The sequence below is a fragment of the Myroides sp. DW712 genome, assembly GCF_046557355.1.
Lineage (GTDB): Bacteria > Bacteroidota > Bacteroidia > Flavobacteriales > Flavobacteriaceae > Flavobacterium.
Genome location: NZ_JBKFDO010000005.1, coordinates 155,121 through 180,461, shown reverse-complemented (window position 1 = coordinate 180,461; position 25,341 = coordinate 155,121). Strand labels below are relative to the sequence as shown.

The window sequence follows — 25,341 nt, the reverse complement described above, 5'->3', positions numbered from 1 at the left end:
TTCATTACTCTACTTTGAATTGGTTACTTGTTTATTTATTTGTCGTTGTTGCGATTCTCAACCATATACCTAAGGCAATAAAGCCAATCCCTGCTACAATGATCCCCCATGCAATAAACATATTCAAACGCTGGGCTACTACTGTCCCAAATGTGTTGCGAATCCAAGTTATGTTGCTAAAAATACCTGGTCCACCCGTATCGTACATCCATTCTTTTCCTTGAATGGCCCAATAGCGGATAACCAACCCCACTACAAGCAATAATAAACCTGGTAATTCGGGAAATAGTTGAATGAGTACAACTAACCATCCCTTTTCTTCCGTTTTCATTGTATTATATTCTTTTCGATGATGTGTTTTACACTTTTCGTTTCTATTCTCCATTGCCCACCTAATAGTGGTTGGATGATTTCATCTAATTCACGATCAGAGATAAACCGTTGGTATCGAGTGGCTAAAACATCCTTAATTAGCAAAGGATATGTAGAAGCTTGGGCTAGCGTTGCGTTAAGTTTTACTCCTAAACGCACCCCTTTGTTCAAAGCCTCGTACCTCAGCGGAGTTTCTCCTTCTTTCTGAGCAGCTTTAGCAATTAAACGCAAGGCCTCTATTTGCATCAGGTAATCCTGGCTATCCGCATAGTACAGTTCTCCTTGAACAAAATCATCCTTTGCTATTTCCTCTTTTTTCAAAAGGAGATACAAATTTCCTCGAAACAATAAGCCTTGCCCTAAGAGGCGATAGACCATTTCATTGGGAAGAAGCCCCAAAACTGCTTGTACCTCTTCCAGGCCTTGATTAATATAATTCACAGCTTGTTGAAACTGTTTTTCACCATATTCAAACGTAGCCAACGCACTGTAAATTATCATTTTTTGGATTTTCCAATTGTCATTTGAAGCTGCATTTTTCGCAGCAATATCCAAGCAGATTTTAGCATGTTTACGAATCTCCTTTTCTTGTTTTTTACTTATCCCTTCAAACAATTGCATAAGATGGTATCGGTATTGCGTATCTGGAGCTTCAGGATCACCCATAGCAGCAATTTCTTTGATGGCTTGGTCCAATTCAAAATGATGTTCTAAAATCCGAGTAGATTTTGGGGCATAATCTTTCAACGCATTGAATATTGGAGCCTCAAACGTATCGCTAATGACAATATGGACACGAGGATGTAACTCCAATTGAGCTAAATCTTTCAACCAATGAAGCATTGCTTTTGGTGAACTATTTTTATAGTGGAATAAACATACGATATTGGAATCCTCTGCTAATTCAACTGCATCGCAAAAAGCGTTAATATTGGCAACAAATAAAGCCGCAACATTCTTTTTAGACGCCAAGCTCAAATCCATTTCCCAATCCACGTAATTATCTTCAACTCCTTGTGGTTTTTCAGAAAAATTCCACAAAAAAACCAACCCAAAAAGTTCTTCTACCAATGCCTTACTGTACGTTTCTTCTTGGTATAAGGGCGACTCGAACACCACCACTACATCATCAACTTCGTTGTCTATACCTAGCATATAGTCGTAAAAGGTTTCAAGCATATCCCAATCTCTTTGAGCTGTGCGCATAATGAGGTAGTTGTATACTTCCGCATACCGCAGTGTTAAATATTTTAATTCGAATTCTTCCATTCGCTGTTGAATGGGGTTATTTTCCATATTGTTTAATTTAGTTTAACAATAGCTCCTTCGATTGCTGCTGTTCCATCTGCACTTACCTTGGCTTCTATCCCACCACTTAGCGTTGCAGTACTAGCCCCATTAATTGTAGTCGACTTCGCACTCAACATTGCTTCATTCTCTTCTGCATCTAAGAGCAGTGTAGCGTTACCACTTTGTTCCGTCAATTTTTGACTCGCTAGATTGGAAATTGTTTCTCCTTTTAAATTCAAGGCGATTCCGTGTAAAGAAATTGTACCATCTTCATCTAAAACGAAGCTTGACTTTCCAGTTTGTAGCACAATGGATTTGGTGCTTTTTACTGAGATTTCACCTGCTCCATCTAATTGAATAACGTTATTTTTCTTATCTGCAATCTGGATTCCTCCCGCATCATCTAAGGCAATACGATGTCCACTTTTCGTACTCCAACTTTTTAGGTTATTGTCTTTTCCACCACCACTACTATTTTTACCGTGAAACAATCCTCCCAATACAATTGGATGATCGGGGTCTTGATTGATAAACCCAACAAGTACCTGATCCCCTACTTCTGGAATTGCAACAAATCCACGATTGGTATCTACGGTATTACTACTTCCTGCATCGGGAGCCACAACGCGGATAAAAGCAGTATTGAGGTCTCTTTGTTGCCAATCAAATTGCACTTGTACGCGTCCTTTCTGTTGTGGGTCAGCATTATTGACCACCGTTGCAATTTGTTGCTCTACGATAGGCCTTTGGTAGTCTGTAGTGGGCATATAACCCGTTTCTGCATCAACGGCTTCAAAACGTCCATTATAGGTTCCCAACGCATCAACCTCATGGACAATATGCGTAATCATTAATTTGGTAAAAAAATGACTTTCTCTTTCCTCTGTATGAAACATACTTAGTTCTACAATACAGCCAGGATATAGAAAAGGGACTGTCGTTGTTCCAGAAACTGTAAAAACGCGCATTCCTACATGACCAATCAATGCTTGTTGCGCTAGAGTAACCGCTTGAGTTGTTTGAGCATGTATTGGAGGTGCTTGTACAGAAGGTGCTGTAAAAACGCGCTGCGATCGCTCATACGCTTGTTTAGCTAACGTTCCGTTCAGTTGTAAATTTGTTTCACTTGTTGCATTTAAATACTCGTGATTCAAACTATCATATCCATATAATTCTCGATTGACGTGTTGTGCCGATACCTCTACTTTAATCTGATCCACATCACGTCCATACACCAACGGTATCGGAGCTTCCTGTCGAGGAATCGCACCAAAATGAAGTACTTCGCCATCATAAAAAAAAGGCATTCCGTAGGCTTCTGCCATGCGAACTAAATAATTATAAGCTGTTTCATTATACTGACAACTATATGAGAGCATCTGCCACATAGGCGTGTGAATCTCGTAATTGTATTTTCCCTTTTGTGCATACCCCTCTTCGACTAATTGATGGACGATAGTTTGCAGAGATAAAGCTTCACTACCTCCAAAACTCTGAATATGCGGAGCACGATCCAATAAAATAGTAGGACTATATCCCTCTAGTACAATATCACCTCTGCTCTCCCTCGATTGCTCAAAACTAACAGCTGTAATGACACCTATAAAATCACGTTCAGGCTTCTCTTTACCATACTTGTAGGTAAAACGTACACGTAATCGTTTACCTAACAATTCTTGCGTTTGCTCCAAATGATACGTTTCTTTTTTTCCTAATGCATAAGGAGATACGATAAGTACAAACGAATGATGCCCTTGGCTACTTTGCTGTACGTTTATTTTTTTAAATCCCTTACACGCCACACCTTCAATTACAATTTTAACATCAACTAGTGGAGTAACCCCAGAATGCAGGTGATTTGCGATGGCATTAGCATTACTAATGTCCTTTGAATAAACAAGGGGATTTTCCTTCAAATAGGTGTTTGCTTCTTGGGTTTGATGAGATTTTGGATCATTCCATACGCTTTTATCTGACATAGGTTATATGATTTGAAAACGGGTTGATTCTTAACTACTATTGAAAGAGTGAGCAGAAATCGAAGAAACAAAAGAGAAAAACAAATTCATTTTTTTTCATACGCGCTGTAAAACGGCGATTTCCACTCACTCCGATTAATGACAAACGGCGTTAAACACCTTACCTCGGTTTTGAATTAAGCACTTGGCCAAGTGCCCTGATATGCCGAATTCCCGTAGTCGATTTGCTCCGCACTGACCACAAAGGTGATATACATTGCATTCGAATTAATCGCATCAAAATCTACCTGATGTTGAATAACATAACCATTCACCCATTTTAGCGTGATTAACGTGCCTTCTTCATGTGATTTATTGAAGATAATTTCACCCGTTGTTGGCTTATACTTCCCATTGAGTAAACTTTCTAACACATCAGATTTATCTGTCGCTTCAACCGTAATAGTGATTAAAGCATTAGAAGGGTCGGAAGCGACACGACCTGAGACATCCACGGAACGAGATACTCCATATTTCAGGTTTAATACCTTTTGTGCATCTCCTCCATTGAATTTTAAAACGGCTCTTGAATTGTTTTCTGCCATACATATGAGTTTTAAATTATTATATAACCAAACTTAAAAAGTAATTCGAGCAGTTATCAAAATCCATTGCTCTATTCTTAAAAAAATAGGGATTTTACTGTAAAAAAAGAGTTAAAAATAAATTATTCAATGTTTTTATTTAGTAAAAAACGCTTTTATATTAGCTTATCTAAAGTAAAATTATTCTAGTGTATTGTTCTCAACTTTCAACTTTTAAACAATTTTTTAATCAAATAATTATATTCAATAATAGCTTTTCTTGATTCTACCATAGCTGGCAAAAAATGAATAAAAAAACCAGTAGTTTTGAGTTAAACTACTGGTCTAAAACAATATTTATTTTTAATGATTCTTGGTTATTCCTGGAGATATTCAGCTTCCCATTCATTCCCATCAGCCCCTTTGTGACCATCTAATTTGATGACAAAGCTTTTCGCAGGAAAGTAAGGAGTCAGTCGAATATCCAACCAAACCCGATCTTTTTGCTGCTTATCTTGCTCAAATCGCACGATTTTGAATTTTTCAATGAGTTTATCTGCTCCTTTTATTCCATCTAAAAAAACGACAATTTGCTTACGTAAATCATCTTCTGTTTTTGCGCTCCAATTCTCAAAAGCTCTTCGATTAAGAAAATCCAGCAACACCTTCGTAACATAATCAAAGACGCGAACAACGGAATAGGTTTGCAGTCCAATATTATCTCCATCAAACAACGTTTTAGCAGAGAAGGCCATAATCTTTCCATATTCATTCACCATGGGCACCAGTCCCATTTTTTCCAGCTGGGAAATTTCACTTTTTTTCAGCTCAAATTTTACCGCATCTACCTCGTTAATTCCTCCGTGTTTTTTCCCTGCTGCTACTTGAGACATCAATGTTCTATGAATCTTTCCAGTCAACGACGTAGAGGGAGCAATAAACACATCTTCCTCTTCTCCCACGTCTTCTGCACGACCACGCCCAACTAGCCAGTTACAGGTCATAATCACATTGCTTTTATGTACCTCTCCACTGGTTAAATTAGCCGAGTAAAATAAATCAACCACATCATCTGGTTTATCTAAATTGGCGAAATCAGTTATCAACATCACTTTATTTTCATTGCAAATTTTGGCCCATTTATCCACTATTTTATTGGATCCCATATACCCAGGAATAGCAAGTAAGGAATAGTTATCCCTCAAATCCAATCGATCATAATACAGCGTAAACTCCTTAGCTATATAATTAATAAACAAAGGATTATCTAAATCCGTTATTTGCTCCATGGAGGCATTAATCAAATGAACATTATCAACTTTGTCTAACCCTGTGTTTTTGTAAAACTGTGCAATCGTACGATAATTCACCTCTAACTCACGACATTGATTTAATGCCTGTTTGAGGTTGTCTTTCAAACTGCTTACCGCTTGACTAGACTTTTGCTTGTATTGTTGAATCAATTCCTCTATTGACGCTCCAGACTCGAGCAACTCCAACCAAAGCTTTATATTTTTCAGCAAGTCTGCCCGCTCTTCTTTTTTACTTGAATCCGCCAGAAAAATTTGTCGACGTGCCTTTCGTTCTGGATTCATATTGGCCATGCCCTCTACTACTGTTTCAACAAATCCAAATCCTCCTAGTTTTTCTAATTCAAACCCGATGAGTCCTTGACTTTCAATTTTCTCTCCTATTTGCGATGGAATATGATGTCCCATCGCTTGTAATTCTTGACTACCTTTTGCCATTTGCTATTTCTTACTTTTCTAATTCTTGTGCAATTGTGCGTAATGCAGCAGCAAACTCTTTCTTTGCTACATCATCCTGTAGAACCTTGCCGAGCATTTTATTTACTCTCAATTGCTTCACAATTTTATTATACTGTTCTTCATCCACTTGCAATCCTTTGAGATACGGAGAATTATTAACCATTTTTTTGGGTGTAAAATCCCCTAGGTTATTGAATTTGAATTCTTCCTTTACGGTTTGCCCCTCAGGCGTATTGTGCTCAACTGTAATATGGGGTGCATAATGGTTGAACACGTCTTCTACTGTTTTCAGTCCTGTTACAATTTCAGGAGAAATAGCTTCCTCGTTTGTTAATTTAGCGACCAATAAACTTTTATTTCCTTGAATCTCTTGGACTGCGTCGTTGGTGTCGACTTTGATTTCATTTCCACCAACACCATAATTAAACATTGTCATAGTTTCGTTTTTATATAAATTAGTACTTATTACTTTATCCTTTAAAATAGGTCTCCTGTCTTTTTTCTGCTCCATTAGGACTGTTGTTACACTCCTAATGATTTTTATTGCTTTGATTCCTTGTTTGAACAAACGCATCTTATCACTTTAGTGTTAGTCCAATACACTCCAACCTCGGTTAGTTTTTGGAATTGGCGTGACCTCAAATTCATTTACAATGATATTTTCTTTGCGTTGACCGATATAATCCAGTTCATTCAGCTTGAGGAAAATCAGTTCTAGAGTGCTCATTAGGGTTTGAATTTCTCCCAAAGGTGTCGCACAATCCCAATGTTGATAGGTAATTTCGGCTACGGTTGTCAATTGATTTAAAAACGCATGAGGAGGTATTTCACTCCATTCGCTTATGTAGTTGAGTACTTCTTCTAAGTCTGCGGGTAAAAGCGTCTGGGTTACTTGATACAAATGCGTAGCGATTTGCGAAAAACAACCAATAAAATAAAGAGGAGCCTGATGAGGAACTATATTTCTAAAATAAAAATAACCTGAGCCAATGTCCTGTACTAAGACTTGACAAAGCAACTTCACACTCCTCATTAATCTGGTATTTTGTTTCGTATTACTTTCTTTTTGCAGAATTTTTACTGCGTATTTTTCCAACAAAGGCATACAATGTCCCATACGGTTGTAATGATGGAGCAATACGGGGTGACTTAGCACACTTGTACAAGGCGGAATATACGTTTCCTCCAACTGAATTATATCTCCATGAACCATGATCTTACAGACGATCACATAATCACCTCCACTAGGATGGCAAAACGTACTATTCAGCATGGATACAGCGATTAACTCCCATCGGTATTTAGCTTTTGTATAGGGATAGCGAGGAGGAGACTCTTCCAATTGAAGAGAGCCAAAAGGGACTTTATCAAAAGGATCAACGATAAGAATCAGATAATAGTCACTCTTTTGTTGTTGCAACTCCTCTCCAACACTGGGAATTAACGGTTTAATATTGATTTTTGTTTCTGCACAATCAATGCGAAATCCTGAAGGCGTAATAGCATTGCATTGTTGCATGACAAGCTCTAAATCGCCTGAAATTGTTGGAAATACTTCAAAGACACACTTGCCTTGGGAATGGCTTGTCGACGGTAGTAATCCATATGAAAAAGCAGAGCTAGAAGTTGCCCTCACATCACGTAGTCCCTCTAGAATGAAATTCGTTTGAGCATCAAAGTGTTTTTGCGAAACTTTCATACCATCCACCCAGTTGACTGCATCATATTGAATTGATTTTATCATAATATTCTTTTTATTTTTGTTTGTTTTCAACGACTCTCCTACAACAGATAATGTCATTTTCTCTGACTTTATTTTCGGCCATATCGATATCAAAATCTAAGTATCTCCGGAAGTGAAATAGAGATCGTTTGCTATAAAATATCCAGTGATAATAGGTTCCATCTTCGTTTTGCAGAGCAATCGTGCTTGTAGCATTTTTAAAATTATAATCTTCTAATACCTTTTGAAACCAATCGCCAAAAGTGACGCCCGAATTCAGAGTTTTTGCCTTTATGCGAAATTGATGCCCATCGTTGACCTTCTTTGTCAACTCTATCGTAACCACTTTAAGTTGATTTAAGTCAACCCCATCAAAATCTAACTGTTCACGATAGATTTCATAGCTCCAGGTTTTGTAAATACGGAAGGGAATTTGTAGGAATTGGATATAAGTATAATAGAATAAAAGAGGGACGACATAAACCAAACTCGCTGTTGACGCGAGAGTAGCATAACCTATAAAAGGACTAAACCAATCAAAAATATACCGAAATAGACATATTCCTAAAAGTACATTGATTAAGGTTAGCATAACCTCGAATCCTTGGGTATAGCCTTGAGGTACTTCCTGCCCTCGAAATCGCTTTCGTACCTGACCTACATGCAGACATCCCATCAACAAATAAAAAAAGCTTCCCAACAGATACCAGTAGGGATTAAAACGATTACCCGAAAAACCCAATACACCAGGTAAGGCCAGTACAATTGCATTAACTAGTACATAAATCAACACTTCTTTTAACTTGATGTAAGGCATTTTTTGCTGAAGTAAAACCAAAGGAATCCCTACAAGTAAGGCTAGCAATGGAAGAAGTAAATGCGCAATAAAAAAGGATTGTATAAATTCGATTTGCATAAAGGGTGCTGTTTTACATCATAAATAGGTTGAATAGCCTAAACAACAATTGTTGTTATCCAAGCAAAAGGCCTGTTCTTTTTTCTGGGTAGTGAACCTTTCGAGAACCGCTACCGTAACGGGAACACAATAATCATAGAAGGTTTGCAATAGGACCCGTAAAGGGCTTCCTTCAACATACAGATGCAGTTCCTCATAAGCAATTGGGCCAAATTCAATTGTCCAATTGGCAGTTCCTTCAAAATAAGCTGCAGCTAATACCATGGTTAATCCTACTTGTGCATTTCCTAAGGTTACATCTTGAGCTAATTCGTCAAATCCAGTTAGTTTACTAGGTGTAATATGAATTTCAACAGGGACACCGAGCAAAGTTTTGAGGCATTTTTCAACCCAATCTTTCTTTCCTCTGTATGCGTGTAAATGAGGAAATAAACTTGCTAATATTCTTGTCTTCTTGTCATCCAAAAGCCTCAAAACAGGCCATAGTTCTTCAAACAAAGAAACCAATTGGTCTTGTTGTTCAAGACCATCGAAACTAGCTCTTAAGGCTAATGCATTGAGGTAGCTGAAGTACACCTCCAACTCAAAAGGTTGAAAGAAGGCTCTTAATTTTTGCTCTACTTTCTTCTCTTGTCTAATTTGTTCAACAACTTCCCCAATTGTTTGACGGGAGTTTTTAAATGACGGAGGGTGAAAAAGGCCTTCGGGTAAATAATCATAGAGTCCTTCTCTATAACTTTCGACACTAATTCTATTTTCCTTTACATCTAAAAACTCCACTTTTATCTGCTTCAAATCTTTGTGAAAGCTTCGATTATTACTCCCCAATCGCTTGAGAAAAACACCATCAAGTTCACTGTGCTTTTTCCAAATTGCATAGGCAATTACCTCTGCTTTATAATCCGTATGTTCTCCTTTATAGCCTTGTATATCAGAAAAGGTAATGTTTTTCATATCGATATTTTTTCACCTTTAAAACATACCTTATACTCAATACCATCAATGGCACGATCTACCAATTGTCGCTTAAAATTATGTGCATATTCCGTCCAGTACCTCTTACTTCCTATCTCAAAATTATCTACAACAATCTCAATATTGACCGTGCGAATAAAACCTTCTGTTGGTTTATCACTAACTTGGATTCCCTTTGAAATATGCACTTCCTTACAGTGTTCTTGTAGCATCATTTTACAGTAATTTTTAATATCCTCTACTGATATAATTTTATCGCGGGTTGTCAAAGCATATTTATAGGCTTGGATGGCATCTGTACCTTTTTTTTCTCGTTCACCTCCTTGAGTCGTACTCAATAAAATAGCAGGTTTATTCACATCAGCATACAATCGATTGTGTTGGGTGAGCAAAGTACCCTTTCGAATGTTATTGGCCAGATCACAATGGGTAATCCAATAGGATGCTTTGAAGGCCAATGTATCAGCGAATGCTTCAACAATAGCATAATAAACCTCATTGGCGATGCTTCCATTGACCATCTTGACCCTTTGATCTAACAGCTGCATGTGCTGCACCATTTGTTGTAGCGTTTCTATTACTTTATCACGTTCGAGAATTCCAAAAGCAGAAACCTCATCTCGCGTCAATTCAATCACATAGCTAATCATATCTACTGCATTTCGCGTACTAAACCGTTCCATTCCACCCTTTCGAATGGTATAAACTCCTTGTGCTAAACCACTAGATTCCGAAAAGGGGATTTCACGATATTCCCTCGCGTGCGTATCTACAATTTGTTCCATATACAAATAGGCTTCTCCCGCTTGTGTAACAAGAGGAATAGTATTGCCCATAATATCCAAACTCGATTCATTGCATCTCCAACCTCTATTATAGACCGGAAAGGCATTGAGGTAAAAAGAAAAACCCTGTATAATTTCTGGAGTATAAGGAGGAGGAAAATCAATTTGAATCCAAAGCAAACGCTTTCCCTTTAGACCCTCATACACCTGTTTCTGTTGGGTCAAACACGCGAGTGCTGGAGGCAGATGACCTCCTTTAATCTCACTTATTTTTCCTGTGAATCCACTTAATTCTATAAATTTACTTTCGTAAATTGATTTAATATTTTCACGGATGTTATGCTCCACAGAAAACCCATCAAAAGCAACTTCATCGCTAGTTTTATGCCCTTGTATTGGATAAGACAAACCAGCTGTTGCCATTAGTGGAGATCCTTGTGCAGATAGAGTAGTAAAAGGCAAGAGTTTATACACAAAATCCAGTGATTCAAAGCGCGGATTATCACAATATAAACTCAATCTCTCAGGTTCATACTCCTCTTCATACGCGCTGTAATCAACAGCTAAAAACAACTGATTCGCTGGCATAGCTAGGGTCGTCTTGTCTACTAGTATCTTATTGAAAAAAGCATCGTATTCCCACAGGCTACCCCCACAAAGACAATGACTTATCTTGGCTTTAACAAGATGAACTTCATCAATAGCCGTAAAAGGGATATCCAATTTGAGATCTGCTGCATTTTTCGTACTAGAGGGAAATACCTTTTTAATTGTAAATTCCTGATGATCTCGTAAGATTTGTTTAGCTTCTTCTGGTTCAATCACAGCAATGCCATGTGCGGGTTTAGAGTAGGTGTACATAGTTGGCGTCAACAAACGAGCCGTCTTCTCTAAAATACTTGCTTTAATCTGCTCTATTTCATTGTTGACTTTAAAAATCTCCGTACTAAAGGCATCGATTAACAAGCTAATAAATGGATCCAAAGCATGAGGGTTCGTCACTCCCCAAAGCTTCGTCGCCTGTTGCATTATGCGTGATTTTATTTCCTCTTTAGCTGAATTACTTCCAATTTTTTTCATCCTTTTTCACTTTTAATCAACTGTCATGGGGCTCAAATAAATATGCGTGCTAAACGTAAAGCGTTCGCCTGTATCGGTCATTCGTGCATTGATTCCGATGGTAGCCATCTTTTTTAGTTCAACAAAGTCTTTCGTTCCATACTGATGCTCTACATACGTTACATTCACCTGAATATCGGGGTGAGAGATTCGAGGTTCATATCGAATTATTTGCTCTGCTAAGCTTTCTGCAAATACGCGTTCCCAGACAACTAAAGTCACCGCATTATCAAATTCTAACTCCCATACTGCATTCCCATAATCCGGGTTAAATCTATGCTCCCCTTTTCGTGTTAAAATCAATAGCATTAAGTGTTGCGCAATACTTTCCCCCAAATTACACGTAGGTAATTCTTTCCCTTCAATCATGGCAAAATCGGGGTTAAAAGGAAATTTTAGAAATGTGTTTTGCATGTTTATTCTAAAGTGATAGTATGAAATACAACTGATTCCTTTTGCCAATCAACAATCAATTTTTGTCCTGCCACCAGCTCTTCCTTCACAATCATTTTGGAAAGGGGTCTAGCAATTTCTTGGCGAATTACGCCGTTGAGTGGTCGAGCGCCATATTGTTTGGTAAAGCCCAAAACAGCTAATTTATTAAGTGCTAAATCCGTTATTTCAAAAGCAATTTGCAAGCGATGAAGCGCTGTAATCAGCCCTTTTAACTGAATTGAAAATATTTCCTCTGCCCTCGCTGGCGTAATCGGAGCAAAAGGAACAATTTCAGTGATACGCGCTAAAAACTCAGGGCGAAAGTACCCTTTCAATTCTTGCATTAACTCCTTAGAAGTAGGGGTTTTTCCCTGTTCAAAAGCCTGAATTACAGCTTCACTAGCAATATTGGAGGTAAATAAAATTAGCGCATGGCTAAAGTCTCCTTCTTTTCCTAATTTATCGTGTATTTTCCCTTCATCCATCAACTGAAGAAAGATATCAAAAACAGCAGGATGTGCTTTTTCGATTTCGTCAAACAGCACTACAGCGTAGGGTTGCTGGCGGATTTTATTCACCAACATCCCTCCTTCTTCATAACCAACATAGCCTGGAGGAGCACCATAGAGCAACGCCGCGGCATGTTCTTCTTTAAACTCAGACATATCAAAGCGAATAATTGCCTTTTCGTCGTGAAAAAGAAATTCCGCGATGGCTTTCGCTAACTCGGTTTTTCCAGTTCCTGTAGGGCCTAAAAAGAAAAACGATCCAATAGGCTGCCCTGGTTTATTTAAGCCACTTCGACTTTCAATAAGCGCATCAGCTACCACTTTTAACGCCTGATGTTGTCCAACCACACGACGCCCTAAGACCTCTTCCATAACCAAGAGTTTTTCCTTCTCTTGGACTTGAATTTTTCCCAAAGGAATTCCCGTTTTTGCTGCCATAACCGCTGCCAATTCAACATCGGAAACACTGTTAATTTTCTGTTGAGCATGCACCATCAATTCATCATAAATGCCGTCGATACTATATTGTATTTCTTCACTTCCCATGGAAAGTTCCAATTGAGGTTGTTCTCTTAAATGCCCCCAAAGAATGGGGCTAACGCGTTGTTCCAATTGACGAAAGAACCAGAGCATTTCCTTGACTTTAGTCTGATCATCTTTAAAAATGCTGTTTACGCAAGCCTTATAATCGGCGTTCCATGCCCTTAAACCTGTTGTTCCTTCTTCGTTAAGCAACTTAATTGAAGCCATCGTACGATCTAGTAAATCAAAAGCAGTATCTGGCAGTTTTTTTTCCTTAGCATAACGTTTAGCCAAGGTAACACAGTAGGGTAACGCTTCAGGTTCAACTATAATAGTATGGTGTGCAACATAGTTCGACAACCGGCTCTCTAACATTTTAATACATGTTGCAAGGTCAGGTTCACTTACTTCTATTTTCTCAAATCTTCGATTAAAAGCAACATCGGGTTCAATAAGCTTGCGATAATCCTCTGTTGTCGTTACACCAATAACCGTAAAACAATCATTGGATAGATGTGTTTTCAACCCATTAATTACTCCTCCAAACATCCCCTTTTGATCTACTAACAAATGAATATCATCAATGTAAAGAATAACATTCCTCCTTTCACACTCTTGAATTACTTTTTTAAAACGATCTTCTATCTCACTTTTGTAATTCGTTTCCGCAGCTAACAAGCTCAGATCTAACTGATACAACTGACGGTTTTTCAAGAATATTGGACATTCCTCTTGCTCCAATAGGTAGACAAGTCCTTCCACTAAAGTTGTCTTCCCTACCCCGGGTTCTCCTACGATAAGTACATTGGACTTTGACTTTCGCCCCAAAATTTCAATCAAAGTGCGCATCTCACCTTCGCGTCCCAAAATCCCCGCATCAATGCTACCTCTTACGATTTTATCTCTCAGCGCTATACCGTAACATTGTAAGGGACTTTTATCAATCGAACTGTGATAATACTTGTATTCTTCCGCTTTATCACGCTCATTCGATCGATCAACTAGAGCGGATTCACAGTTCAAATACTGCCATTCAGAAATCAATTCTGATGCCTGGACAGGAAGCGATTTCAATTGGTCTATAGTGAAAAAAATATTGGGTTTGAGTACACTGGCTAGTAAACACAAGGGAATTACCTCTTGTGCTCCCATTTTACTCGAAATATCTTCCGCATTTTCCCACATGACTGAAATCGAGGCATCCTCTTCCACCTCATTTATCATTCGTGTGGCCTTGGGATACTCATCCATTCGAACTTTAGCCCATTCAAAAAAGTAAGAGGAATCTAGGCCGATAGCGGCTAAAAAATCATGTAAACTAATACGTGGATGCATCAAGGCTTGTAATACATGTGCTCCTGAATATTGGGCGTGATCATTTTCTTTGGCTATAGTTTTTGCTAGGTGAATCACTTGTTGTAAGGACTCGTGTTTGACAGCTACATTCATTTTTTATTTATTTATGGCATTCCTTTTTTTACTCGTTTTATATATTCATCACTAAGATTCTCCTCCTTATTTTTCGTGGATTTTATCGCTTTAATTCCCTCTAACTCCAAGAAAAAAAAATCAAAAGTTTCTTCAACTTCTTTTGCTTTTCGTTCGTCCAACACAGGCATATAAGTCTGATTCAACCAATAAAAATTCGCTTCATTTTGCTGTACTACCGTTAATTTATTTGCTTTTTCTTCCTCAATTTGGTCAGCAATCAATTTAAATTGTCGAAAGAAATCGGCAAGTATAGCTGTATTCAGTATATCTTTGTGCTTCCATTGTGCTAGGGATTGTTTAGCGATTGTATCTGAAGGATTTACGTACAAACCCGTTTGTTGAAACAATCCCAGAAACATCGTGTTTTTACGCCAGAAGCTTCTTTTTTTCTTTTGGGATGAACGGTTGTTCTTTTGCACAGCGGTGATGTACCTTCGAATCATTTTATTGTTGTCCAACGCTCCTTTTTTAAATACCCGCTGATAAATACGTCTATATTCTTCCTGCAATTGATTTACTTCCTGCTCATCTAACAATACACCATATTCCGTTATTTCCGTATCCGATTTTGTGGGTTTACGAAGAACTCCTTCTTGCCTAAACGCATAGTTTTGGTTCATCAACTGTTTGGCGATAGGAAGAGCTACAAAATCTTTTTCTTGCTGATAATTAGCTAAATAAGTTGCCTTTACTTTTGTCTGTGACAATCCTGCATCACTGTTAAATGCAGCTGTAAGTACGTGATCAACCCGTTGATTATCTTGGATGATATCATTGACCATTTTAACGAGAACCTGTTGCAAGTATATCGGTTTATTATCGGCTCCTTTTGCGGGAAAAATAACGGCTCCCTGATGCATGCTTTGCGCAGGATAATCCAACTGATAAATCCCTTGATTAGCCTGAGATAAATCAAACAAATGATGGCCTACTATTCCCTCTTGCTCCACAAGACGCTGCCGTTTTGCATTTCCTACTTGTTCAGTAGAAGCTTGAATCACAGCTTCTGCTGTCAAGACAAAATCGTTATGGGTATCTCCAGAATCCGCGTGCACTTGATAAAAGAGTACACGACTACCTGTTTGGGCTACTTGCTCGGCCAACTCCTCCTGTTTTACTAAATCTAAAGCTGTAAAACGTTGGCCTATAACCACAATCAGGTTCGTCTGATTTTCTCGTAAACCCAGGTATTTATTCACCTCAGCCATGGTTTCTTTGAACGTGACTTCTTTCGGAGACATGCGACTGAATACAAAAGGTTTTCCAATGGTTTGTCCCCAATGCTCCGCATCAAGTAAAGGAGCTTCATTCTTGCTTTTATCTTGTTGATTGAGGTGATAAAAAAAGGTAGCGTAAGAAAGGGAAGTAAAATACTTAGGTTCGGCGAATTGCTTGGTTAAACCTTGTAAAACCCCCTTTAATGCATCCAAATAGGGTACAACTTCTTTCGACCCATCTAAAAGAAATACAACGTTTAATTTCCGATTATTCTGGAGGATTTGTCTATAAGCATCATAATAAATAGGCTGCCCGTCAACATTGTACACTTTATTTTCTCGATAATCCAATACCTGATCAAAATAGTTAATTTTAAAATCCTGCATAGTCGTACCATACGTCAGAGGATAAAGTTGCATCAAACGCAATCGATCCTCTAGTGTATCTGAGCTCCGAACAGGAGTAAAGACGGTACCTGACGGAGTTGTAGTTTCCACTCCCAATTGAGTACTTTCTGTTCCTGTGGTGGGTTTCATTCGAAAAGCAGTACGTTCTCCCCATAATCCTACTATACGTGCATCTACCCAACCATACACCTTATTCTCTGAATTTTCCTCTTCCAATTGAGGAGCAGTCCCCAAGAGCACCTTTTTATTATCTGCGGAAAAACCATAGAGATAAACAAGTGTATTCAGGGGCAATTTACTTTCCCCTTTATGCTGTAAACGCGTATCTTTAAATATATAAATCGAATCCTTATCCATATACATTCCAAGCAAAGGAAGGATTGATTTTTCCTGTAGTGCAAGCATTCCTTTAATTCGAAACCCCGTTGTAGCATCGCGAAGAGACTCTGTCCACAACAATAAATCGCGCTGCTCCATCCATCCCTGTACTTTGATTCGCGTTGGATCGAGCTTCCCCTCCTGTATACTACCTGCCTCATAAGAAGCCACTAAGTAGCGATTCCCTTTGTGCTTAAGCACGACCAAAGGAGTAAGAAATGAAACACGGGTATCTGCGGCTTCACTTTTTGCGTTGGCGTAAAGAGGAGCGTTATCTGTATGGGCGTACACTACCCAAGGTTTGCTATTATTGGGACTACCAGACAACAATACATTGTCTTGATAGATACCCATAACATGGGGTTTAGGTGTCTTTTGAATGGTTATTCTTTTTGCTGTACAACTCGATAATCCAAGTAAAATTACTACGCTTAAACCGAAAAAATTCCTACTAATTTTATCTTTCATTTTTAATTACTTACTTGAACAATAGTCAATTTTGTCACACAATTCTCCTCTTCATTAAAACCAACCTTAACGGATTCTATAAAGGCTTTTCGATCAAATCTCAACCCCATACAGTAGTAGTAAAACGAATTGCGTTTGGTAGTATTCACCAACACTAGAGCATTCTCATTCTCACATAAATACCTGTCCACTAAATAATTATAATGCTGATTAAAAGGAGCTCCGTCAGCTATTTGTTGCAGATGTGTTTTAAAATCTTCGTCAATGGTCTTATAGTCCTCTTCCACATCCAATTCCGCATTGAGATTTTCAAATGAGGGATAGATTCTTATACTGTGTACCACAGGATATGCTGTTTCATCCGTATACAAGTAAACCTCATACTCTCCCGCTTCTTGGAAGGCGTAAACTACAAAAGGCTCCTTGGCATCTATCGTACCTGTTTCACCAAACTTCCAACTAAACAGACTTGCTTTATCGGTAATCGCTCGAAACATGACATTTTCAAATTGCATAGCCTCCGTTGGTGCTTCAATTTCTGTAAAATAATCACCATCATTCTCCTTGACACTAGGCTTAACCTCTATGGAAAATGTTTGAGACTCCTTTTGATTTATCTCATAGGTTAATTGATAAAAACCTGGCTTTTTATAGACATGATACCCCTTGGAGTCCGATGAGAAATCACCATCACCAAACACCCACTGTATAGTAGTAGGATGTGGGGTAGTTTCTTCAAAATATAGACTGTCTCCTACCTGTAGAATTGTTGGATAAACAGAAACCTCTACTTTTACCTTGGAGGGATACAAATACTGTTGAATGACGTACACTCCACCTAAGCACAGTAACAATATACCCCAGATAAGCCCTGTGGTTCTCCCTTTCTTTCTTTCGATGTAACTCATTTATTTTTATCGTGTTAAGACGCTATTTCTGCGTTGAATTAATTGCTGTTCTTTATCCTTAAAGCCAATAGAGCACGCCTCAAACTGCTTGCGAAACAATTCGATATTTTCTGTTTTCTTGGCGATAATTTTTTTATCTTCTAAATACATCCCATAAAAAGAAGCCATTTGCCCATACACTGCCTTACGAGGATCGTCAATCACGAGGGAAGTAAATGCCCGAGTAAGCTGATTGATGTGATGGTTTATTTCATTTTCTTCAATGGGCTTGGGATAGGTCAACGTTAGTATACTAATTTGATGAAAAGTAGATGCAACAATAGGTTCTAGCCTCTTTTGTTCCACGTTAAACGCGTATTTTTGATCTAACATTTCAGCTTCCATAACAGCCTCTTTTGCAAAAGGCGAAGAATAGCCTCGCAAAAAAATTGCCCCCAATAGAACCAAAACAAAAATCAACATACCAATCAAATACAACAGCTGATAGCGCTGTTCCTTTTGCGATAGAGATGAATGAAACTGTGCCATTATACCTACTTTTTAGTAAACTTTCGACTAGGATCATCCGTCAATTCAGTATATACATTTTTGAAGCGATGCATACAAGCATTTAAGTCACGTAAGGTTACTGCTTCTTGATTGCCTACCACGATAATCTCATGCTTCAAAAGCAGCAAACTGTCAAGTTGTGGCAAGAGCGCAGTGTATCCTATAAAATTTTCTTCATTTTCCTCTTTTAGTAGTTTTTTTATCTCAACTAAATCTTTTGTAATATACTCCTCTAAGTAACTATCGTGCTCCACTTTTCCACTATAAAGTAAGCGCATGTAGTAATAAATCGTATCTACTTTGCTCTTCAAGAGATACTGCTTATTCAACAGTGATTTATAGGCAATAAGATCGTTTTCTACTCGTTTTTTTTGTTGATTAAAACTTCTATAAAAGAAATAAATACTAATAAAAAATACAAAAATCAAAATTAAAAAATACACAATAAAAACTGCTATTTTAAAATATATTTCTTTATAATTTACACTTTTCAAATACATAAAATAAAATATATGGTTTATTTATTACGAATAATTCAACAAGTCAAAAATAATATTAATTTTGGATTTTACAAGCTAAAAAAAAATAAATGCCCATACAGCTATCCATCTGTGAATCAGATTTACACTTTAAAAATCTCTTAATTGAGCACATTAATCAATCGTTATTACTGGATTTAATACAGGAGTATTCTAATGGTTTTGAACTAATTAACCGGTTAAAATATCAAAAGAATAATTTTCTACTAATTGATGCTTTTACCCCATTTATGACGGGTATAGAAGCACTAAAAATATTGCGAAAAAAGCAGAATAAAACGCCTATTATTATCTATACTCAGATGTATCAGGAAGATTTATACGCCTTATTTAATGCCTATCAACACGTCTATTATTGTCAAAAGAACAGCGCGATTATATTTAAATTACTTCTAGCCTTGTTTCAGGAAGAGTCTCAAGCGTATGAACGCTATCTTCACGAATGGCAAGTACAATCTAATGCAGGTACAATTATCCCTACAACCATCGATCAAACAGCGACAGGTTACATCCCTTCCTCTGTCGAATTAAAGATTATTAACTATGCTTGTAGAGGATTGACAAACAATGAAATTGGAAGAGAAGTCCACCTAAGCGGAAGGACGGTTGAAACCTATATCAAGAAGTTGACAGAGAAATTTAAACTGAAAAATAAGGTGCAATTAATTACCTATTGTGTGGAACAACATTTGCACCTTTACAAGTAATAAGGCAACAATTCACAGCTAAAAAAAAGAAATCAACTAGTAGCTAATCCTCTCTTACAACAGCCTTTTGCATCGATTTATGGGACAGTTTACATTCTGACCACACAATACCGGTTAGTCAGAACAAAAGGGCTTAAAACGTCTAAAAATAAAAAAGGGCACTTAACCTTGTAGTTAAGTACCCTTTTTACTTATAACGAATAAAATAATATTAAATATCGAATCCCATTGCAACGCCTAATTTAGAGGCAATCACTTTGGCCACCTTTGCTTTTAGTTCTGGTATTTTTACCGATTCCATTACTTCATCAGTAAATGCATACATCAATAACGCTTTGGCTTCTTTTTGTGGAATACCACGTTGACGCATATAGAACATGGCATCTTCATCTAATTGCCCGATTGTACAACCATGTGAACAACGTACATCATCAGCGAAAATTTCCAATTGTGGTTTCGTATACACTTGCGCTTTATCGCTCAACAAGATATTGTTGCTCTGTTGAAAACCATCTGTTTTCTGTGCGATTTTATCTACGTAAATCTTACCATTAAATACCCCTACAGAATTGTCATCGTACAATCCCTTGTAGTTTTGGTGGCTTTCACAGTTTGGACTATCGTGAGAAACTAGCGTATAGTGATCCACATGTTGTTTTCCACCAATTAACGTAATTCCCTTCATGGTACTGTCGATACGCTCTCCATCTTGGTAGAAATTCAAGTTATTACGCGTTAATTTACCACCAAAAGAGAAGGTATGTACAGACACTCTACTTTCTTGCTTTTGTTTGATAAATGTATTATCGATTAATGTACCTGTATCTAAATCGTTTTGTAACTTATAAAAATCAACGATTGCACGTTTGTGTCCAATAATTTCCGTTACTGAGTTTGTAAATACGCTACATTCATCCAAACTTTGATGACGTTCCAAAATTTGTACATGTGCATTTTCACCCACAATAATTAAGTTACGCGGTTGTACCAACAAAGCTTGTTCACCAGCCGTGGATAAATAAATGATTTCAATGGGTTTAGAAACCACTTTGCTCTTTGGCACATGAATGAATGCTCCTTCCACAGCATAGGCTGTATTCAAAGCTGTTAAGCTATCCGTTTTATCCGCAAGCGTGTTGTAATAGGTATCGATTAGCATTTTGTACTTTGGCTTAGTCAAAGCCGAAGACATTAAGCATACATCAAGTCCATCATGAGTTGTAGCAGACAAATGAGAGCTAAATACCCCATTGATAAACACCAATTTATAGGTATCTGAGTCACTTAAAAAGTACTGTTTTACTTCTTTGTACTCAATTGCTACTTCTTTTTTAGGTACCACACAAAAATCTTGCTTCAAAATTGCGTTTAAAGAAGTGTATTTCCACGCTTCTTCTTTTTTGGTTGGGAAACCTTTATTTTCAAATGTCTTTAGTCCTTCTACGCGAATGTCGTGAAGCGTATCGTGTTCTCCACGCAACTGCTGTTCAAAAGCAACAAAAGACGTTATTAATTTATCTTTAAGTTCCATATTCTCTTTTACCTAGTAGATTAAAATGATTTTGTCTGTCTTACACTTATTTATTAAAGTGATTCCTTAATCCAGTCGTATCCTTTTTCTTCTAATTCTAAGGCTAGTTCTTTTCCTCCTGTTTTTACAATTTTACCATCATATAGTACATGTACAAAATCAGGAACGATATAGTCTAACAAACGTTGGTAATGCGTAATCAAAATTACCGCATTATCTTCGCTTTTCAATTTATTTACTCCATTGGCTACAATGCGCAATGCATCGATATCTAGTCCAGAGTCAGTTTCGTCCAAGATTGCTAATTTTGGTTCTAACATAGCCATTTGAAAAATTTCATTGCGTTTTTTCTCTCCTCCAGAAAACCCTTCATTCAATGAACGCGATAAGAATTTACGATCAATCTCCAACAACTCTGATTTTTCTTTAATTTTCTTCAACATTTCATTGGCTGGCATCTCTTCTTCACCTTTTGCTTTTCTTGCCTCGTTGATTGCCGTTTTAATGAAATTTGTTACGGAAACCCCAGGGATTTCAACCGGGTATTGGAAAGATAAAAACAACCCTTTATGTGCTCTTTCTTCTGGAGCTAATTCTCCTAATTCTTCCCCATCCAATAACATTTCACCTTCCGTTACTTCAAAAGCCTCATTTCCAGCAATTACAGTAGACAAGGTACTCTTACCAGCACCATTTGGTCCCATAATTGCGTGAATTTCACCTGCTTTTACTTCTAAATTAATTCCTTTTAATATTTCTTTATTTTCAACACTTGCGTGTAGGTTTTTTATCTGTAACATAAACTGTTTGTTATTTTAAATTTGTAATGATACGAAAGCCTCCAGTAAAAGTCAGTGGATTACCCCACACTTCCTTCTAAAGAAATCTCCAATAATTTTTGTGCTTCTACAGCAAATTCCATCGGCAATTTGTTCAACACTTCTTTTGAGAATCCGTTCACAATCAAAGCAATCGCTTTTTCAGTTGGAATTCCACGTTGGTTACAATAGAAAATCTGGTCTTCTCCGATTTTACTTGTTGTTGCTTCGTGCTCAATTTGAGCCGTTGAATTTTTTGCTTCAATATAAGGGAATGTGTGTGCTCCACATTCGTTCCCCATCAATAAAGAGTCACATTGAGAGAAGTTTCTTGCATTTTCGGCACGTGGCCCTACTTGCACCAACCCTCGATAACTATTTTGAGATTTACCTGCAGAAATACCTTTCGATATAATCGTCGATTTCGTATTCTTACCTAAGTGAATCATCTTTGTTCCAGTATCTGCTTGTTGAAAGTTATTCGTTACAGCTACAGAGTAAAACTCACCCACTGAATTATCTCCTTTCAATACACAAGATGGATATTTCCAAGTAACAGCTGATCCTGTTTCTACTTGTGTCCAAGCAATTTTAGCATTGGTTTCGCACAGTCCGCGTTTTGTTACGAAGTTGAATACGCCCCCTTTTCCTTCTTTATCACCAGGATACCAGTTTTGAACCGTAGAGTATTTAATTTCAGCATTATCTAAAGCAATTAACTCTACTACTGCAGCGTGCAACTGATTCTCATCACGAGACGGTGCTGTACATCCCTCTAAATAAGAAACATAACTTCCTTCATCCGCAACTACTAGGGTACGTTCAAACTGCCCTGTTCCAGCTTGATTAATACGGAAATACGTCGATAGTTCCATTGGACAACGCACTCCTTTTGGAATATAACAAAACGACCCATCTGAAAACACAGCAGAATTTAATGCTGCATAGAAATTATCCGTTTGCGGCACTACTGTTCCCAAATATTTTTTCACTAATTCAGGATATTCTCTAATGGCTTCTGAAATAGAACAGAATATAATTCCCTTTTCTGCTAGTGTTTCTTTAAATGTAGTGGCAACGGAAACAGAATCCATCACAATATCCATAGCTACTCCTGATAAACGCTTTTGTTCATCAATAGAAATACCCAATTTATTAAAAGTCTCCAATAGTTCTGGATCCACTTCATCTAAACTTTTGTATTTATCTTTACTCTTTGGTGCTGAATAGTAAGAAATCGCTTGAAAATCGGGTTTTTCATATTGAACATTGGCCCATTCCGGCTCTTTCATCTCTTTCCAAATACGGAAAGCTTCTAACCTCCAATTTGTCATCCATTCTGGCTCTTCCTTTTTCGCAGAAATCGCTCTGATGATGTCTTCATTCAATCCAATCGGAAATGTTTCAGATTCTATATCTGTGTAGAATCCATACTCATATTCCTTACCTTCTAATTCTTTTTTTAAATCTTCTTCTGTATACTTGCTCATATATTGGTACTTAAAAGCAATTATTACCTGCTTCTACATTAGACTTTACTTGGTTAAAAGGGAAGAACGGAATCTCCCCTTTTTGTTCTATAAAGAAAAACTTTCTCCACATCCGCAAGTTCTACTTGCGTTCGGGTTATTAAAATAGAAACCTTTTCCGTTTAGTCCTCCTGAATACTCAAGAGTTGTTCCTACTAAATACAAAAAGCTTTTTTTATCAACAGCAATCTTTACCCCGTTATCTTCGAAAACTTTATCATCTTCGCTAATGCCGTGGTCAAATTTCAATTGGTACGATAAGCCGGAACATCCTCCGCTTTCTACCCCTACGCGAACGTAATCTTTTGTAGAATCAAAACCTTCATCCTCCATCAAAAGAGCTACGCGTTTACTTGCTATATCTGAAACTTTTATCATACGTTTTACTTAAAATAGATTAATTCTATACCGATTGACAAAGGTATTATAAAAAAATGGTTTCTGACACTAACTAACATATTTATAACGATTAGAAGTTTTAATACTAAAATCGATAAAATCTATTGTTTTAACCCATTTTTAATTACTTATTACGCAGTAGATTAGCTAATTTACTACCGAATCTAAATCGCTTTACGAACCGAAATAAATTCTTTTTTCATTTAAAAAGCTTTCGTTACAAATTTCGCATCTATTTTTTACTTTACAAGACACAAATAAAAGAAAGGATTGAACAAATCCAAGAACTGTGTTTTTTGTTGCTATTTCCCTCGCAATTTTAGCTTACTTGCTCTAAATCAGAATTCTGTTTTTCTTCTTTAGCTGTCGGGTTTGCTTTATTCGATTTCTTCACCAATCCTTTTTCCCTTATTTTTACTCGTTTTCGCAGGGAAAAACGCCAGAGATGTTCCTTGTGCTTTGCAAGAATTTTCTTATTTTGCATCAAACACGTAGAAAAGGAAAAATACATGAAGTTATACAGCTTAGAAAGTGGCAATTTTAAACTAGATGGAGGAGCTATGTTTGGCGTAGTACCCAAAGTACTTTGGAACAAAACTAACCCCGCAGATGCCAACAATCAAATTGATTTAGGCGCTCGTTTATTACTTATTGAAGAAGGATCTCGTCTTATTTTAATTGACACGGGAATGGGAAACAAACAACCCGATAAGTTTTTCGGTTTTTACTCTCTTTGGGGAGATCACACCTTAGAAAAATCACTGGCAAAACACGGCTTTCATCCGGATGATATTACGGATGTATTCTTGACACACCTCCATTTTGATCACGTGGGTGGAGCAGTAAATTGGAATGCCAACCGCACGGGCTATGTCAATGCCTTTAAAAATGCGCGTTATTGGTCAAACGAAGAGCACTGGAATTGGGCCATCCATCCCAATGCACGAGAAAAAGCGTCCTTTTTACCCGAAAACATACTGCCCCTTCAAGAAAGTGGCGCCCTCCATTTTATTAATCGCGGAACAACGGATTTTCTACAAAACACAGAATTGGGGTTCTCAATCTTCTTTGCTGATGGGCATACGGATAAACAGATGATTCCTATTTTAGACTATCAGGGACGCAAATTGGCCTATGTTGCCGATTTACTTCCTACAGCCGGCCATGTTCCCTTGCCTTATGTTATGGGATACGATACTAGACCCTTGTTAACACTTAGTGAAAAGGAAAAATTTTTAAAGCAAGCCGCAGATGAAAATTGGCTTTTATTCCTAGAACATGATGCTCATAACGAAATAATTACAGTACAACATACCGAAAAAGGAGTGCGATTGAATGAAATTCTACGTACATCTGATATCTTAATTTAATGTTAAGCTATACGTTTTCAATCAATTAAATACTATTTTTATCGGTCTTAAACGAAATTAAAAAACACAAAA

General features: G+C 37.4%; 23 protein-coding genes. 2 read left to right on the top strand and 21 right to left on the bottom strand.

What is annotated here, in order from left to right:
• Window positions 1-31 precede the first annotated feature (31 nt).
• From ACLJX0_RS06125 to tssO, 16 genes are all read right to left on the bottom strand, one after another.
• A complete protein-coding gene (locus tag ACLJX0_RS06125) occupies window positions 32-331 on the bottom strand; it encodes a hypothetical protein (protein ID WP_410879213.1) in 300 nt (99 codons plus the stop codon).
• Window positions 328-1,668, bottom strand: coding sequence for a hypothetical protein (locus ACLJX0_RS06120; protein ID WP_410879211.1), 1,341 nt, complete (start codon window positions 1,666-1,668; stop codon window positions 328-330). Before ACLJX0_RS06120 ends, ACLJX0_RS06125 begins: the two co-directional genes overlap by 4 nt.
• A gap of 5 nt (window positions 1,669-1,673) precedes the next feature.
• Window positions 1,674-3,641, bottom strand: coding sequence for a type VI secretion system Vgr family protein (locus ACLJX0_RS06115; RefSeq protein ID WP_410879210.1), 1,968 nt, complete (start codon window positions 3,639-3,641; stop codon window positions 1,674-1,676).
• A gap of 176 nt (window positions 3,642-3,817) precedes the next feature.
• A complete protein-coding gene (tssD, locus tag ACLJX0_RS06110) occupies window positions 3,818-4,225 on the bottom strand; it encodes a type VI secretion system tube protein TssD (RefSeq protein WP_410879209.1) in 408 nt (135 codons plus the stop codon).
• Between the two features lie 356 nt (window positions 4,226-4,581).
• The gene (locus tag ACLJX0_RS06105; protein WP_410879207.1) at window positions 4,582-5,952 is read right to left on the bottom strand and encodes a DUF5458 family protein; all 1,371 of its coding nucleotides are present in this window, start codon (window positions 5,950-5,952) and stop codon (window positions 4,582-4,584) included.
• 10 nt (window positions 5,953-5,962) lie between these two features.
• Entirely contained in the window at window positions 5,963-6,409 is a 447-nt protein-coding gene (locus ACLJX0_RS06100; RefSeq protein WP_410879206.1) for a hypothetical protein, read from the bottom strand.
• A gap of 153 nt (window positions 6,410-6,562) precedes the next feature.
• Entirely contained in the window at window positions 6,563-7,717 is a 1,155-nt protein-coding gene (locus ACLJX0_RS06095; protein WP_410879205.1) for a hypothetical protein, read from the bottom strand.
• 10 nt (window positions 7,718-7,727) lie between these two features.
• Window positions 7,728-8,612, bottom strand: a complete 885-nt coding sequence (locus ACLJX0_RS06090) for a TssN family type VI secretion system protein (protein WP_410879204.1) — start codon at window positions 8,610-8,612, stop codon at window positions 7,728-7,730.
• Between the two features lie 18 nt (window positions 8,613-8,630).
• A complete protein-coding gene (locus ACLJX0_RS06085) occupies window positions 8,631-9,566 on the bottom strand; it encodes a hypothetical protein (RefSeq protein ID WP_410879203.1) in 936 nt (311 codons plus the stop codon).
• Complete coding sequence (locus tag ACLJX0_RS06080) at window positions 9,563-11,452, bottom strand: type VI secretion system baseplate subunit TssF (protein WP_410879202.1); 1,890 nt, start codon at window positions 11,450-11,452, stop codon at window positions 9,563-9,565. The genes ACLJX0_RS06085 and ACLJX0_RS06080 overlap by 4 nt, the downstream gene beginning before the upstream one ends.
• 12 nt (window positions 11,453-11,464) lie before the next feature.
• On the bottom strand, window positions 11,465-11,905 hold the full coding sequence (locus ACLJX0_RS06075; protein WP_410879201.1) for a GPW/gp25 family protein: 441 nt from the start codon (window positions 11,903-11,905) through the stop codon (window positions 11,465-11,467).
• A 2-nt stretch (window positions 11,906-11,907) separates the two neighbouring features.
• On the bottom strand, window positions 11,908-14,406 hold the full coding sequence (locus tag ACLJX0_RS06070) for an AAA family ATPase (RefSeq protein WP_410879200.1): 2,499 nt from the start codon (window positions 14,404-14,406) through the stop codon (window positions 11,908-11,910).
• Between the two features lie 11 nt (window positions 14,407-14,417).
• A complete protein-coding gene (gene tssR / locus ACLJX0_RS06065; protein ID WP_410879198.1) occupies window positions 14,418-16,919 on the bottom strand; it encodes a type VI secretion system protein TssR domain-containing protein in 2,502 nt (833 codons plus the stop codon).
• A 2-nt stretch (window positions 16,920-16,921) separates the two neighbouring features.
• Window positions 16,922-17,827, bottom strand: coding sequence for a hypothetical protein (locus tag ACLJX0_RS06060; RefSeq protein ID WP_410879197.1), 906 nt, complete (start codon window positions 17,825-17,827; stop codon window positions 16,922-16,924).
• Between the two features lie 6 nt (window positions 17,828-17,833).
• Window positions 17,834-18,355, bottom strand: a complete 522-nt coding sequence (locus ACLJX0_RS06055; RefSeq protein ID WP_410879195.1) for a type VI secretion system transmembrane protein TssO — start codon at window positions 18,353-18,355, stop codon at window positions 17,834-17,836.
• A gap of 5 nt (window positions 18,356-18,360) precedes the next feature.
• Window positions 18,361-18,876 (bottom strand): type VI secretion system TssO, encoded by a 516-nt coding sequence (gene tssO / locus ACLJX0_RS06050; protein WP_410879194.1) that lies wholly within the window; start codon window positions 18,874-18,876, stop codon window positions 18,361-18,363.
• An 89-nt stretch (window positions 18,877-18,965) separates the two neighbouring features.
• Here tssO and ACLJX0_RS06045 point away from each other — a divergent pair, with 89 nt between their 5' ends.
• Window positions 18,966-19,622, top strand: a complete 657-nt coding sequence (locus tag ACLJX0_RS06045) for a DNA-binding response regulator (protein WP_410879193.1) — start codon at window positions 18,966-18,968, stop codon at window positions 19,620-19,622.
• 211 nt (window positions 19,623-19,833) lie between these two features.
• Here ACLJX0_RS06045 and sufD read toward each other — a convergent pair whose 3' ends face one another.
• The 5 genes from sufD to ACLJX0_RS06020 all read right to left on the bottom strand — a co-directional run bounded on the left by sufD (window position 19,834) and on the right by ACLJX0_RS06020 (window position 24,383).
• A complete protein-coding gene (sufD, locus tag ACLJX0_RS06040) occupies window positions 19,834-21,153 on the bottom strand; it encodes a Fe-S cluster assembly protein SufD (RefSeq protein ID WP_410879192.1) in 1,320 nt (439 codons plus the stop codon).
• A gap of 53 nt (window positions 21,154-21,206) precedes the next feature.
• Window positions 21,207-21,953, bottom strand: a complete 747-nt coding sequence (gene sufC / locus ACLJX0_RS06035; protein WP_410879191.1) for a Fe-S cluster assembly ATPase SufC — start codon at window positions 21,951-21,953, stop codon at window positions 21,207-21,209.
• A 59-nt stretch (window positions 21,954-22,012) separates the two neighbouring features.
• Window positions 22,013-23,461, bottom strand: coding sequence for a Fe-S cluster assembly protein SufB (sufB, locus tag ACLJX0_RS06030; RefSeq protein ID WP_410879190.1), 1,449 nt, complete (start codon window positions 23,459-23,461; stop codon window positions 22,013-22,015).
• Window positions 23,462-23,548: 87 nt separating this feature from the next.
• Window positions 23,549-23,878, bottom strand: coding sequence for a HesB/IscA family protein (locus ACLJX0_RS06025; RefSeq protein ID WP_410879188.1), 330 nt, complete (start codon window positions 23,876-23,878; stop codon window positions 23,549-23,551).
• A gap of 340 nt (window positions 23,879-24,218) precedes the next feature.
• A complete protein-coding gene (locus tag ACLJX0_RS06020) occupies window positions 24,219-24,383 on the bottom strand; it encodes a hypothetical protein (RefSeq protein ID WP_410879186.1) in 165 nt (54 codons plus the stop codon).
• A 25-nt stretch (window positions 24,384-24,408) separates the two neighbouring features.
• On the opposite strand from ACLJX0_RS06020, the gene ACLJX0_RS06015 reads away from it, so the two are divergent.
• Window positions 24,409-25,269: an MBL fold metallo-hydrolase gene (locus tag ACLJX0_RS06015; protein WP_410879184.1), complete on the top strand. Its 861-nt coding sequence runs from the start codon at window positions 24,409-24,411 to the stop codon at window positions 25,267-25,269.
• Window positions 25,270-25,341: the final 72 nt, after the last annotated feature.